General features: G+C 66.7%; 12 protein-coding genes. 7 read left to right on the top strand and 5 right to left on the bottom strand.

The features are described from left to right. Positions 1–13 precede the first annotated feature (13 nt). Positions 14–1,945, bottom strand: coding sequence for a TAT-dependent nitrous-oxide reductase (nosZ, locus tag AC10V3_RS05255; RefSeq protein ID WP_490923209.1), 1,932 nt, complete (start codon positions 1,943–1,945; stop codon positions 14–16). Between the two features lie 311 nt (positions 1,946–2,256). On the opposite strand from nosZ, the gene AC10V3_RS05250 reads away from it, so the two are divergent. Next, entirely contained in the window at positions 2,257–3,246 is a 990-nt protein-coding gene (locus AC10V3_RS05250; RefSeq protein ID WP_041681281.1) for an FAD:protein FMN transferase, read from the top strand. Positions 3,247–3,345: 99 nt separating this feature from the next. Here the strand turns inward: AC10V3_RS05250 and AC10V3_RS05245 are convergent, their stop codons facing one another. Continuing rightward, positions 3,346–3,744: a c-type cytochrome gene (locus tag AC10V3_RS05245; RefSeq protein WP_022534124.1), complete on the bottom strand. Its 399-nt coding sequence runs from the start codon at positions 3,742–3,744 to the stop codon at positions 3,346–3,348. 8 nt (positions 3,745–3,752) lie between these two features. Then, positions 3,753–4,100, bottom strand: coding sequence for a c-type cytochrome (locus AC10V3_RS05240; RefSeq protein ID WP_022534123.1), 348 nt, complete (start codon positions 4,098–4,100; stop codon positions 3,753–3,755). A gap of 532 nt (positions 4,101–4,632) precedes the next feature. Here AC10V3_RS05240 and AC10V3_RS05235 point away from each other — a divergent pair. Genes AC10V3_RS05235 through AC10V3_RS05225 form a run of 3 tightly spaced genes read left to right on the top strand, consistent with a single transcriptional unit; the run spans position 4,633 to position 7,330 of the window. Then, positions 4,633–5,523, top strand: a complete 891-nt coding sequence (locus AC10V3_RS05235) for an AAA family ATPase (protein WP_490923207.1) — start codon at positions 4,633–4,635, stop codon at positions 5,521–5,523. 13 nt (positions 5,524–5,536) lie between these two features. Beyond that, on the top strand, positions 5,537–6,145 hold the full coding sequence (locus AC10V3_RS05230) for a GNAT family N-acetyltransferase (protein WP_022534121.1): 609 nt from the start codon (positions 5,537–5,539) through the stop codon (positions 6,143–6,145). A 9-nt stretch (positions 6,146–6,154) separates the two neighbouring features. After that, the gene (locus AC10V3_RS05225) at positions 6,155–7,330 is read left to right on the top strand and encodes a vWA domain-containing protein (RefSeq protein ID WP_022534120.1); all 1,176 of its coding nucleotides are present in this window, start codon (positions 6,155–6,157) and stop codon (positions 7,328–7,330) included. A 42-nt stretch (positions 7,331–7,372) separates the two neighbouring features. Here the strand turns inward: AC10V3_RS05225 and AC10V3_RS05220 are convergent, their stop codons facing one another. Then, a complete protein-coding gene (locus AC10V3_RS05220; protein WP_022534119.1) occupies positions 7,373–8,317 on the bottom strand; it encodes a LysR substrate-binding domain-containing protein in 945 nt (314 codons plus the stop codon). Positions 8,318–8,464: 147 nt separating this feature from the next. Between AC10V3_RS05220 and AC10V3_RS05215 the strand changes: the two genes are divergently transcribed. From AC10V3_RS05215 to AC10V3_RS05205, 3 genes are all read left to right on the top strand, one after another. Beyond that, the gene (locus AC10V3_RS05215; RefSeq protein WP_022534118.1) at positions 8,465–9,451 is read left to right on the top strand and encodes a Bug family tripartite tricarboxylate transporter substrate binding protein; all 987 of its coding nucleotides are present in this window, start codon (positions 8,465–8,467) and stop codon (positions 9,449–9,451) included. A gap of 12 nt (positions 9,452–9,463) precedes the next feature. Further along, complete coding sequence (locus tag AC10V3_RS05210; protein ID WP_022534117.1) at positions 9,464–10,351, top strand: N-formylglutamate amidohydrolase; 888 nt, start codon at positions 9,464–9,466, stop codon at positions 10,349–10,351. A gap of 251 nt (positions 10,352–10,602) precedes the next feature. Beyond that, the gene (locus AC10V3_RS05205; RefSeq protein WP_374063647.1) at positions 10,603–11,352 is read left to right on the top strand and encodes a BspC domain-containing protein; all 750 of its coding nucleotides are present in this window, start codon (positions 10,603–10,605) and stop codon (positions 11,350–11,352) included. A 71-nt stretch (positions 11,353–11,423) separates the two neighbouring features. Here the strand turns inward: AC10V3_RS05205 and AC10V3_RS05200 are convergent, their stop codons facing one another. Continuing rightward, the gene (locus tag AC10V3_RS05200; RefSeq protein WP_022534115.1) at positions 11,424–12,566 is read right to left on the bottom strand and encodes a M14 family metallopeptidase; all 1,143 of its coding nucleotides are present in this window, start codon (positions 12,564–12,566) and stop codon (positions 11,424–11,426) included. Positions 12,567–12,599 lie beyond the last annotated feature (33 nt).

Here is a 12,599-nt window from a genome sequence, read left to right as displayed (position 1 = left end):
GGGGCAAGCCGGCTCAGGCCTCGACGATCATGCGACTGCGCATCTCCAGGTGCAGCGCGTGACAGAAGTGGGTGCAATAGCACCAGAACACGCCCGGCTTGTCGGCGACAAAGGTCACCGACGCCGTCTCCTGCGGATTGACGATGAAATTGATGTTGTACTTCGGGATGGCGAAACCGTGCGTCAGGTCCTCGATCTTGTCCAGGTTGGTCAGGATCAGCGTGACCTCGTCGCCCTTCTTCAGCTTGATCTCGCGCAGGCTGAACACCGGCGCCTGCGAGGTGATCTTCACCGTCACCTTCCTGCCGTCGCGGAACACGCCGGATTGCTGCGCATCCTTGATCGCCAGCGGGAAATCGTCCAGCGCATACACCTGCCTGGGCCGCAGCAGCTCGCGGCGGAAGATGACGAAGTCATGCGGTTCGCTGTGCACCGGGTGGTCCGCCAGCAGCACCATCTTGTCGCCGGAGATATCGATCAGTTGCTCGTTCTCCGCGTGCAGCGGACCCACCGGCAGGAAGCGGTCCTTGGAGAACTTGCAGCCCACCGCGAGGAACTTGCCGTCAGCGGCCACCGTCTCCGATTGCGAGGCATTGAGGTGGCCGGGCTGGTATTGCACGTCGAGCCGGTCCACCACGTACTTCGCGTTCTTGTCGCCCTTGTGGAAACGGATCGCCGATTCGATGTTCCACTTGACGATCTGGCTGTCCAGGAACAGCGTGGTGTAGGCATTGCCGCGGCCGTCGAACGCGGTATGCAGCGGCCCCAGGCCCAGCTCGACCTCGGCGACGATGGCGTCGTCGAGCTTCGCCAGCTTGCCGTCGAACCATTCCAGCACCCTGGCGAGCTCGATCACCGTGCCGGTGGGCGACAGCTTGCCCGCGCAGATGAAGTACTTCTGGTCCGGGCTGGCATTGACGCCGTGCGGGTTCTTGGGCACCGACACATAGGCGGTCAGCGCGGTCTTCGGGTCCTGGTTGGCGGCATGCGTGCCGTCGACCACCGGCACCTTCGAAGCACCGATGGTCTTGAACTTGCCTTCCTTGATGGCCGCCTCGATGCGCGCGATGTTGAAGAACAGGCAGGCATCGCGCTCGGCCGACATCATGTCCTCGAAGCGTGCGCCCATCTCCACGTTGTACTGGTTGGTGGCGGCCAGCTTGCCGTCGTACGAGGTCGCCACCAGGTCGCAGTTGCCATCGATCAGCACCTGCCAGCGCACCGCCATCGATTCGGCGTCGACGCAGGTGAAGAGCGAGCGGTACTTGCCGGCGTCCTCGGTCGGCGTATTGGGCAGCGGCACGCCAAACTCGGCGCCGCAGAATACGCGCGTGGTGTAGTTGATCTTCGCGTCGACGGGGTCGCGCTTGTCCGGGAAGATGCCGTGGAAGCCCTGCACATTGGGCAGCTCGGTGATCTTGTCGCAGATGAAGTAGTCGAGCCGGATGCGCGCCAGGCGCGCGTTGATCTTGTCGTTGATCCACGCATAGCGGCCGTCGTAGTTGCCGTCCTTGTACGAGGCATGCACGTGATGCGTGTCGCCGACGGTGTATTGCAGGCTGCCGTCGGGACGCGTGCCCATCACGCGCTTGGATTCATTGGTAATACCCCATCCAGTCAGCGCATCCGGCACGAAGCATGGAATGCGGTGCAGCTCGCGCCCGGAGGGCAATCCCAGCACGCGCACGTCGCCGGCATGGCCGCCGCTCCACAGGCCATAGTAGGTATCGAGCTCGCCCGGCTTCAGGTGCACGGAGGTGCCGGCATGCGCGGCATGGGCACCGGCGCCACTTGCAGGGGTGGCTGCGGCCGGCGCGCCGCCCTTGTCGGTGCAGGCTGCCACGCCGGCAAGGCCGGCGAGCGCCGCAGTATTGATAAAGCGCCGCCGTCCCGGCGCGGCCGGTGCATCTGTGTATGGCAGTTGATCCTGGGAATGCCTGGTCATCTTCGATCCTCGAACCGTCATTGCAAAGGGCGGAGTCCGCTCCGCCGGCTTTCTTCGTTGTGTGTCTTCCTGTGGCCTCGTGCTGCCGGCTACAGATACTCGAAGCAGTTGGCGCGAACGAGGTTGATGATCGTCAGGGTTCTCTTAAATATTCATTATTGATGCATGTTTTTTGGGGGCGCTGCGCAGAGAATGGCGACACAGCAACGTCACCGGCCGATGCGGCTAGCGCCGCGAACCTCGTCATGCGCTTCAAGACCCTACTGCAGACACTGTCTTCCACCGCTGTCATCGACACCACGCGCCGCGCCATGATCCGCGGCGCCGCCGGCGTGCCGCTGCTCGCCACCGGCATGTTCGTGCGACCCGCGCTGGCCGACCCCACGGTCACGCGCGCGTCGCGCCGCCTGCTGGGCACGCGGGTGGACATCGTCGTGCAGGGCGCCAGCCACACCGCGGTGCAGGCAGGCATCGCCGCGGCCTTCGGCGAGATGGCGCGGCTGGAGCAGTTGATGAGCCGCTACCGCCCCGACAGCCAGGTCAGCGCGCTGCAGCGTGCGGCGGGCCGGCATCCGGTGCGCGTGGCGCCGGAAGTGATGGCGGTGCTGCAGGCCGCTGCCGCGGTGTCGGCGCGTAGCGGCGGCGCCTTCGATATCACGGTCGGTGCCTTCACCGGCTGGCGCTTCGGCGAGGATGGCATCCGCGTGCCCGACGCCGCCGAGCTCGCGCGCGAACGCCCGCTGGTGGGCTACCGGCAGGTCATGCTCGACGCCCGGCGCGGCGAGGCGATGCTGGCCCGCCCCGGTATGCGCCTGGACCTGGGCGGCATTGCCAAGCTGCCGATCCTTGACGCGGGCATGCAGGTCCTGCGGCGCCACGGGCTGCGCCATGCAATGGTCAACGGCGGCGGCGACGTGCTGGCCAGCGGCCAGCTGCAAGGGCGCGACTGGCGCGTCGGCGTGCGCGACCCGCTGGCGCCGGCGCGGCTGCTGGGCGTGCTGCAGGTGTCTGACGCCGTGGTGGCGTCATCCGGCGACTACGAGCGCTGCTTCATCGCCGGCGGCAGGCGCTACCACCATGTGCTGGATCCCGCCACCGGCCTGCCCTCGGCGGGGCCACACGGCGTAACGCTGGTCGCGACGACGGCGGCGGCGGTGAACGGGCTGGGCGCCGCGCTGATGGTGGCCGGCCAGGCTGCGGCGGGCCGGCTGCTGGCCGGGGTGGCTGGCGTCGATGCGCTGGTCGCCGGCGACGGCCGGCCATGGATGTCGCCGGGCATGGCGCAACGCCTGCAAGCCTGAAGGGAGCGCCGCGCCCGCCACTTCGGCGCGCCAAAAGAAGAAGCCGCTTCCGGGGAAGCGGCTTCCTGGCCATCGGCGCGGCAAGGGCCGCGCACCGGCTTACTTCTTCAGCACCAGGTCGCCAGGCAGCGACTCGATGTAGGCGGCCATGTCCTTCAGTTCCTTGCGGGTGAACGGACGCGGCTTGCCATCCTTGCCGGTCACGGCCGGGTTGGCGTTGACCTGGCCGGCCATGATCGCGTTGGAGCGGCCCACCAGCGGGCTGCCCGACACCTGGTAGGACAGCAGCGCGTGGTACAGGTAATCGGCATGCTGGCCGGCGAGCTTCGGGTAGTCCGGCGAGATCGGCTTGTTCATGCCAGCACCGTGGCAGGCCACGCAGGCACCCTTTTCTACCAGCGCCTTGCCGTTGGCAAGGTCGGCGGCCGAAGCCGGCATGGCAGCAGCACCCAGCACGAGTGCGCCGAGCGCGAACGAAAGCGTCTTGAGCGTCTTCATGGGGTCTCTTACTTGAGGGAGTTGTTCTGCGTGCCGGCCTTCTGCTGCGAATAGTAGGCAGCTACGTTGGCGATGTCCTGCTCGGTCAGCGAAGCGGCGATGCTGCGCATGGTCGGGTGCTTGCGCTCGCCCTTCTGGTAGGCCTTGAGCGCGTTCTCAATGTACTTGGCGCTCTGGCCGCCCAGCAGCGGCACTTCATAGATCTCCGGGAACGACGCACGGTAGCCCGGAATGCCGTGGCATCCGATGCACATTGCAACCTTGTCCTTGGCAGCGTCTCCATTGCCCTTGACTTCCTGTGCCTGCGCTGCCGTTGCAGCAGCGCCCAGCACCACCATCGTGAGGAGCTTTTTCATTGTCTTAGCGGATTGGAAGTTAAACCGTGCGTGACCTGCCCTGCCGGGCGGAGACGGTTTCAGAATGCTTCTGCGGGAAGCCTGGCAGCCGGTGGGAATGCCGAGGTGCAACCCGCCAGACATGTCGCATCCGGTTGCTTGCCGTGATGTGGAACACCATTCTGGAACCACCTCTCGCAATCGCCGCGACCCGGAAGGGCCGCTGGGACTTCTGAACGCGGACTGCCGGATACTGGAGAACTGGACGTGGGGGCGCGTCAAACCGCCGCATTGTACAGCAGGCGGCACCTGCCAGTCCAGCGACCGGGGCTGGACGCGGCCCTCCCGTCAACCGTGCCAACACGAACCGCAAAGGTCTTTTATACTGGCCCATTCGGGGAATCCGCACGACCGTTCGCAGCCGCTGCCGAAGCGCCGCCACGGGCGCCCGGCTCCGGACCCTATTTCCAATAATGAAGCGCGCGTGACAGCGCGAAGAGACTGCGCCACACGCCAACCCGGCCGATCCACGGCCGTCACCTCAGGTTGCCTCATGTCAAACACCGCCAACGCTTCCGCCCAAGCACCCTCCGCCCAGCAGGTCAAATTCGAGGGCAGTGACCAGTATGTCGCCACCGACGACCTCAAGCTGGCCGTCAACGCCGCGCGCACGCTGCAGCGTCCGCTGCTGATCAAGGGCGAGCCCGGCACCGGCAAGACCATGCTGGCCGAGGAAGTGGCCGCCGCGCTGGGCATGCCGCTGCTGCAATGGCATATCAAGTCGACCACCAAGGCGCAGCAGGGCCTGTACGAGTACGACGCTGTCTCGCGCCTGCGCGACTCGCAGCTGGGCGACGACCGCGTCCACGACATCCGCAACTACATCATCAAGGGCGTGCTGTGGCAGGCCTTCGAGGCCGACGAGCAGGTCGTGCTGCTGATCGACGAGATCGACAAGGCCGATATCGAATTCCCCAACGACCTGCTGCGCGAACTCGACCGCATGGAGTTCTACGTCTACGAGACGCGCGAACTGGTCAAGGCAAAGCACCGCCCGCTGGTGATCATCACCTCCAACAATGAGAAGGAACTGCCCGACGCCTTCCTGCGCCGCTGCTTCTTCCACTACATCAAGTTCCCGGACGCTGACACCATGCAGCAAATCGTCGACGTCCACTACCCGGGCATCAAGCGCGAGCTGGTCGCCGCCGCGCTGGAATCGTTCTATGAGATGCGCAACCTGCCGGGCCTGAAGAAGAAGCCCTCGACCTCCGAGCTGATCGACTGGCTCAAGCTGCTGATGGCCGAGGACATCCCGCCCGAGGCGCTGAAGAGCCCGGACAAGAAGGCCGCGATTCCGCCGCTGCATGGCGCGCTGCTGAAGAACGAGCAGGACGTGCACCTGTTCGAGCGCCTGGTGTTCATGAACCGCGCCAACCGCTGAGGCGACTCCCGTCATGACCGCGTTCGCCAAACCCGTCGCGCTGGTCGGCCGCCACGCCACGCTGGAGCCGCTGCGCCCCGATCACGCCGAAGGCCTGCGCGCCGCCTGCGCCGACGGCGAGCTGTGGAAGCTCTGGTACACCAGCGTGCCCGCGCCCGAGCGCATGGAAGCCGAGATCGCGCGGCGCCTGGGCCTGCAGGAGCAAGGCTCGATGCTGCCCTTCGCGGTGCGCGACGCTGCGGGCGAGCTGGCGGGCATGACCACCTATATGAATATCGACTCGGGCAACCGCCGCGTCGAGATCGGCTCGACCTGGTATGCACGACGCGTCCAGCGCACGCCGCTGAACACCGAATGCAAGCTGATGCTGCTGGGCCATGCCTTCGACCACCTCGAATGCATCGCCGTGGAGTTCCGCACGCACTGGATGAACCAGCAGAGCCGCGCCGCGATCGCGCGCCTGGGCGCCAAGCAGGACGGCGTGCTGCGCAACCACCAGCGCATGCCGGACGGCTCGTTGCGCGACACCGTGGTGTTTTCGATCATCGCCAGCGAATGGCCGACGGTGCGTCAACATCTGCAATTCCAGCTCGAGCGGCCGCGCGCCGAGCCCCCCCGATAGCGAGGCATCATGCTGATCGATTTCTTCTTCTCGCTGCGCCACGCCAAGCTGCCGGTCTCGGTCAAGGAATACCTGACCATGCTGGAAGCGCTCAAGGCCCAGGTCATCTCGCCGTCGATCGACGAGTTCTACTACCTGTCGCGCATGACGCTGGTCAAGGACGAGAAGCACTTCGACAAGTTCGACCAGACCTTCGCCGCCTACTTCAAGGGCGTGGAGAGCCTGGTCGACTGGAAGTCCGACATCCCGCTCGACTGGCTGCAGAAGACGCTGGAGCGCGAGCTGTCGCCCGAGGAAAAGGCCAAGATCGAGGCCATGGGCGGGCTCGACAAGCTGATGGAGCGCCTCAAGCAACTGCTCGAAGAGCAGAAGGAAAAGCACGAAGGCGGCAACAAGTGGATCGGCACCGGTGGCACCTCGCCGTTCGGCCACGGCGGCTACAACCCCGAGGGCATCCGCATCGGCGGTCCCTCCAAGGGCAACCGCACCGCGATCAAGGTGTGGGAGACGCGCGCCTACAAGGACTACGACGACCAGGTCGAACTGGGCACGCGCAACATCAAGGTGGCGCTGCGCCGGCTGCGCCGCTTCGCGCGCGAAGGCGCCGATACCGAACTGGACCTGGACGACACCATCCACTCCACCGCGGCCAACGCGGGCCTGCTCGACATCAAGCTGCGGCCCGAGCGCCACAACAAGGTCAAGGTGCTGATGCTGATGGACGTGGGCGGCTCGATGGACGACCACATCAAGCGCGTGGAGGAACTGTTCTCGGCCACCAAGACCGAGTTCAAGCACCTGGAGTACTACTACTTCCACAACTGCCTGTACGACTACGTGTGGAAGAACAACCGCCGCCGCCACGCCGAAAAGCTGGCCACGTGGGACCTGCTGCACAAGTACACGCCCGACTACAAGATCATCTTCGTCGGCGACGCCACCATGAGCCCGTACGAGATCCTGCAGCCGGGCGGCTCGGTCGAGTACAACAACGCCGAAGCCGGCGCGGTGTGGCTGAACCGCATGACCGAGCAGTTCCCGCACTTCGTCTGGCTCAACCCCGAGCCGGAAGGGCTGTGGCAATACCGGCAGTCGATCACGGTGATCAACCAGCTGATGAAGGGCCGGATGTTCCCGGTCACGCTGGCCGGGCTGGAGCAGGCGATGAAGGTGCTGTCGAAGTAGCGGCAGCACCCTTTTCTTCCTCCTTCCTTCCGGGGGGCACCGTCAGGTGACGATGCCCCCCGCGTCCGGCGCGGACACCGGCCGCACACCGGCCAGGTCGGCGCCCTCCATCACCCACTCGCGAAACGTGCGCAGCGCCGGCAGGTGCTGCTTCTGCTCCGGATAGCACAGGTAGTAGCCCTTCCTGGCCAGCACCTGCGCCGGGTGCGCCACCACCAGCGCGCCGGTGGCCAACTCTTCCTCGATCAGGCAGCGCGGGATCAGCGCAATGCCCAGTCCCGACAGCGCCGCCTGGGTCAGCAGCGAGAACTGGTCGAAGCGCGCCCCGCTCCAGGCCTGGCGCGTCGGCACGCCCAGCGTGGCGAACCAGTCGGGCCAGGCTTCGGGCACGGTGGTGTGGTGCAGCAGCGGATAGCGCAGCAGCGCGGCCGGCGTGGGCGCCACGCCGTCGGGCTGGTCGGCCAGCAGGCCCGGGCGGCATACCGGCAGCACCTCGCGCCCGGTCATGTAGTCGGCCAGGCTGCCCGGCCAGACGCCGTCGCCGAAACGGATCGCCGCATCCAGGTCGGGCTCGGAAAAATCGTAGCCCTGCGCATGCGGGACGAATTCCAGCGTGACTTCCGGATGGCGTGCGAAGAACTGCGGCAGGCGCGGGATCAGCCACTTGGCGCCCAGCGTCGGCATGCTGGCGATATGCAGCACGCCGCCGCGGCCCTGGCTCGCCATCAGCTCGACCGTGGCCGCCTCCAGCTCGTTCAGGCTGGGGCCGATGCGCTCGAGGTAGCGTTGCCCCGCGGTGGTCAGCACCAGGCGCTGGCGCACGCGCTCGAACAGCTCCACCCCCAGGTAGGCCTCCAGGCTGCGCACCTGCTTGCTCACGGCGCCCTGCGTGACATGCAGTTCGCGCGCGGCCACGGTAAAACTGTTGTGGCGGGCGGCGGCTTCAAAGGCCTGCAACTCGGTCAGCGACGGACATAGGCGTCGCATAAATCACCTCTATTTCACGACCAGATGGAATGAGCTAGGGATTTTATTTCGTTTGCGATGGGCTTGCCCGGACGCGCAGAATCGTGAAAACCACTTTGTTCCGCCATTCCTCCTTCCGCCCTTCACCCTCTTCCTCATAAAGCCTCCATGCAACGTCGCCATCTTCTCCGAGTCCTGGCCGCCGCTTCGGCCGCTGTCGCCGCCGGCATCTCCTTCAGCGCCGCCGCCCAGTCCGGCTACCCGAACAAGCCGATCACGCTGGTAGTGCCGTTCCCGGCCGGCGGCACGACCGATATCGTCGCGCGCATCGTCGCCGACAAGCTCGGCCAGCAGCTGGGCCAGCCCGTGGTGGTCGACAACCGAGGCGGCGCCGGCGGCAGCATCGGCACCACCTTCCTGTCCAAGGCCGCGCCGGACGGCTACACGCTGGGCATCGCCACCGCCTCGACCCACGGTATCAACCCTGCGGTCTACCCGCGCCTGTCCTACGATGCAACCAAGGACTTCACCACCATCACCAACCTGGCCTCGGTGCCCAACGTGATGAGCATCAACCCGGCGGTCAAGGCCACCGACATGAAGTCCTTCATCGCACTGGCGCAGTCGCAGCCGAACAAGCTGGCCTATGGCTCGGCCGGCAACGGCAGCGTCTCGCACATGATGGGGGAACTGTTCAAGATGAGCAGCAAGACCGAACTGCTGCACGTGCCGTACAAGGGCGTGGGCCCGGCGCTGAACGACGCGCTGGCCAACCAGGTGCAGGTGCTGTTCGACAACCTGCCGTCGTCGCTGCCGTTCATCGAAGGCGGCAAGCTGCGCGCACTGGCCGTAGCCGCGCCCAAGCGCGTGCCCGCGCTGCCCAACGTGCCGACCTTTGCCGAGCTGGGCCTGGGCGAAGTCAACGACGCCGCCTGGTTCGGCCTGATCGCGCCGGCCAACCTGCCGGCCGATATCCAGGGCAAGCTCAACGCCGCCGCAATCAAGGTGCTGGCCATGCCGGAAGTGAAGGCCAAGCTGGAGAAGCTCGGCGCCACCCCGGTTGGCGACACCCCTGCCCACTTTGCCGCCCAGGTCAGGAGCGAAGTGGCCAAGAACAAGCGCATTGCCGCCACCGCCAAGATCTCCCTCGACTGATTTTGCCCCGCCATGACTGAAACAGAACGAAAGACCGCGGACAGTCCGTTCTTCCTGTACCAGCCGGAGGGCGAGCCCTCCGCGCTGTTCCTGGACTCGCCGCACAGCGCGACCACCTACCCGACGGACTTCCGCCCCGACCCGGCCCTGCCGCTGCCGCTCTTGCGCCAGGCCGAGGATACCTTTGTCGACGAGCTCTACGCCGGCGCCCCCGCGCGCGGCATCCCGCTGCTCTGCGCGGGCTTCCCGCGCAGCTACCTGGATGCCAACCGCGCGCTGGACGAGATCGACGAGACCCTGCTGGAGGTGCCGTGGCCCGGCGCAAAGCAGGAGACCTCCAAGACACGGCTCGGCAAGGGCCTGGTCTGGCGCGTGCTCGATACCGGCGAGCCGATCTACGACCGCAAGCTGAGCGTGGAAGAGGTGCAGGCGCGCATCAACTGCTACTACCTGCCGTACTACGCGCAACTGCAGAAGCTGGCCGACCGCGCCATCGCCGGCCACGGCGCCGCCTGGCACATCAACTGCCATTCGATGCCGAGCCACGCCGCCGAATACGCGACCGAGTTCCCGGGGCTGGAGCATCCGGACTTTGTCGTCGGCGACCGCGACGGCACCACCTGCGACAAGCGCTTCACCGACCGCGTCGAAGGCGTGCTCAAGGACATGGGCTACGACGTCTGGCGCAACCACCCATACAAGGGCGTGGAGATCGTGCGCGTGGTGGGCCAGCCGCAGGCCGGGCGCCACAGCCTGCAGCTGGAGGTCAACCGCAAGCTGTATATGGACGAAGTTGGGCTGACCCACACCGCGGGCTTCGCCAAGCTGCGCCATAACCTGAACGCGCTGCTCGACGAGCTGCTGCGCTTCACGCGCTCGATGCCCTCGCGCGTGGCGTGAGCGGCAACGCGCCGTTGGCCGGGACAGTCGTCCACGGCCAACAGCGACGGTGGCTGCGGGTTCGCCGCAGTTGTGCGGCAAGGGTGATTCCTGCTAGCAGGCAAGTCACTTCCTGCGCGACATCATGGGTTGGAAGAATGGGTAACAAGATTTAGGAACTTTGTCAGATAGGTTTCCTCTATCATGGCAATCCTTTGCGACCCATTCTGCATCCCAGCCCCCTGGGCTGGCACGCACACACCGCTAACACCGTGATCCGACGAATCTCCGAACTGCTCGGCAGCGGGCTCCGCATGGTGACTGCCGCAGTGGCCGGTGCGATCGCGCTGGCAGGCTGCGCCAACATGCCGGCCGACGAGGCCGCCGCCCCGGCCACCGTGCCGGCACCTGCCACGACCACCGCCACGCCTGCCGCCTCCACCACTCCGCCCACCAAGACCATCACCCTGCCTGACCGCGGCCGCGTCAGCCTGTCCGAGTACCGCGCGCGCATGCGCGAACAGCTGATGAAGACCGAGAACGCCACCAGTGACGTGGCCGACTGCGCCGCGCACGCCAGCTGGGTGGTGCCGCGCTCGGCCACCTACGACGCGCTGAAGATCCCCACCGGCGCGCTCGCTGCCGGACAGGCCACCACCGAACCGTGGAGCGGCCGCTTCTCGCCCGGCAAGCAGGCCGTGCCGGTCAGCTCGGTAGTCACGTTCGCCGCCACCGCGCACAAGCGCCGCGGCGACAACGAATGGCAGCCGGTGCGGGTGCGCTGCGGCTATGACGATGGGATGATGCTGGCGTACGAACTGCTGGACAGCGGCGGCGCCACTGTCACCGAGGCCTCGGGCCCGCCGGCCGCGCCGGCCGTGACCCGCACCTCGTCCAGCAAGAGCCGCAAGGGCTCGGCGTCGAAGTCGAGCGCTTCTGCATCGAAGTCGTCGAAGTCCGCGTCGTCCAGGTCGACGTCCGGCTCGGCCCAGACGAGCAGCAAGACCAAGAAGAAGCAATAAGCTGGAAATAAGCGCGGCGTCCACGTGGACGCCGGACGGGCCCGCCCTTGCGGCGGGCCATTGGCGTTGGGTCAGCCGAGGTAGTCCAGGATCGCCTGCAGCATCGCCGTGCCCAGCAGCGCGCTGCGCGCGCCGTTCCAGCCGACCTCGGGGTCGGGCAGGTCGGCGTTGTCCTTGAACGGCATTTCCAGCGTCAGCGCCAGGCAGCCGAAGGTATGGCCGATGTACTTGGACGCCAGCTTGAGCGCATCGGCGTTGTACTTGCTGGCCGCATAGCCGTGCACGTCCTGGAAATCCGGCGAGGCGCGCTTGAAGGCCCCGATAAAGCGCAGCTGCTCGCGCCGGCGCGCTTCGGTGAAGCCGGGCAGCATCTCGCTGCCGGCGACGAAGTTGTACGGCAGCCCCTCGTCGCCGTGGATATCGAAGAACATGTCGCAGCCGCTGGCCTCGATGGCGCGGCGCACGTGATAGACCTCGGGGCTGGTATCGGGGCTGGGCGCCATCCACTCGCGATTCAGGTTGGCGCCGGCGGCGTTGGTGCGCAGGTTGCCGCGCGCCGAGCCGTCCGGGTTCATGTTCGGCACGATATGGAACACGGCGCGCTCCAGCAGCTTGCGCGCGACCGGGTCGCCGGCCCACACCCCGGTGCCGGTCAGGCGCTGCAGCACGCCTTCGACGAACCACTCCGCCATGCTCTCACCCGGGTGCTGGCGCGCGATCATCCAGATGGTCTTCTTGCCAGGGCCGGGCTGGCCCAGCGTGACACGGGTCATGTCGCGCCCGTCCACGGTGCTGCCCAGGTGCGACAGGCGTGCCAGCGGCGAGCGCTGGCAGGTGGCCAGCAGCGACAGGTGGCGCTCGTCCGGGTATGGCTCGAAATACGCGAACCAGACGCTGTCATGTTCCGGCGTAAAGTCCACCGTCATCACGTGGCCGTCGAAGCGCGTGGGCACGCGGAACCAGTGCGCGCGGTCGTACGAGGCCACCGCGCGGTAGTCACGCCAGCCGTCCGGATAGGTGCAGTCGCCGGCGTTGAGGAAATGCATTCGGCACGCCTGCCCCGCCGCGCCCTGCAGGCGGAAGTGGAACCACTGGCGGAAGTCGGCATGCGAATCGGCACGGATGCGCAGGCGGATATCGTCGGCACGGTCGAGCGCCTCGACCTCGATGGCGCCGGAATCGAAATGCGAGGAGATATGCAGGGCGGAAGGCATGGCGGGCAGTCTCGTGGCAGTGGGTACGGGCAG

Source organism: Cupriavidus sp. PB-02 (genome assembly GCF_058252315.1).
The sequence above is the reverse complement of the archived record's forward strand: the minus strand, read 5'-3'. Positions and strand labels throughout refer to the sequence as shown.

Bases quoted from the DNA above. Each gene is read 5' to 3' on its own strand.
- nosZ (WP_490923209.1), bottom strand. From the start codon at position 1,945: ATGACCAGGCATTCCCAGGATCAACTGCCATACACAGATGCACCGGCC.
- AC10V3_RS05250 (WP_041681281.1), top strand. From the start codon at position 2,257: ATGATCCGCGGCGCCGCCGGCGTGCCGCTGCTCGCCACCGGCATGTTC.
- AC10V3_RS05245 (WP_022534124.1), bottom strand. From the start codon at position 3,744: ATGAAGACGCTCAAGACGCTTTCGTTCGCGCTCGGCGCACTCGTGCTG.
- AC10V3_RS05240 (WP_022534123.1), bottom strand. From the start codon at position 4,100: ATGAAAAAGCTCCTCACGATGGTGGTGCTGGGCGCTGCTGCAACGGCA.
- AC10V3_RS05235 (WP_490923207.1), top strand. From the start codon at position 4,633: ATGTCAAACACCGCCAACGCTTCCGCCCAAGCACCCTCCGCCCAGCAG.
- AC10V3_RS05230 (WP_022534121.1), top strand. From the start codon at position 5,537: ATGACCGCGTTCGCCAAACCCGTCGCGCTGGTCGGCCGCCACGCCACG.
- AC10V3_RS05225 (WP_022534120.1), top strand. From the start codon at position 6,155: ATGCTGATCGATTTCTTCTTCTCGCTGCGCCACGCCAAGCTGCCGGTC.
- AC10V3_RS05220 (WP_022534119.1), bottom strand. From the start codon at position 8,317: ATGCGACGCCTATGTCCGTCGCTGACCGAGTTGCAGGCCTTTGAAGCC.
- AC10V3_RS05215 (WP_022534118.1), top strand. From the start codon at position 8,465: ATGCAACGTCGCCATCTTCTCCGAGTCCTGGCCGCCGCTTCGGCCGCT.
- AC10V3_RS05210 (WP_022534117.1), top strand. From the start codon at position 9,464: ATGACTGAAACAGAACGAAAGACCGCGGACAGTCCGTTCTTCCTGTAC.
- AC10V3_RS05200 (WP_022534115.1), bottom strand. From the start codon at position 12,566: ATGCCTTCCGCCCTGCATATCTCCTCGCATTTCGATTCCGGCGCCATC.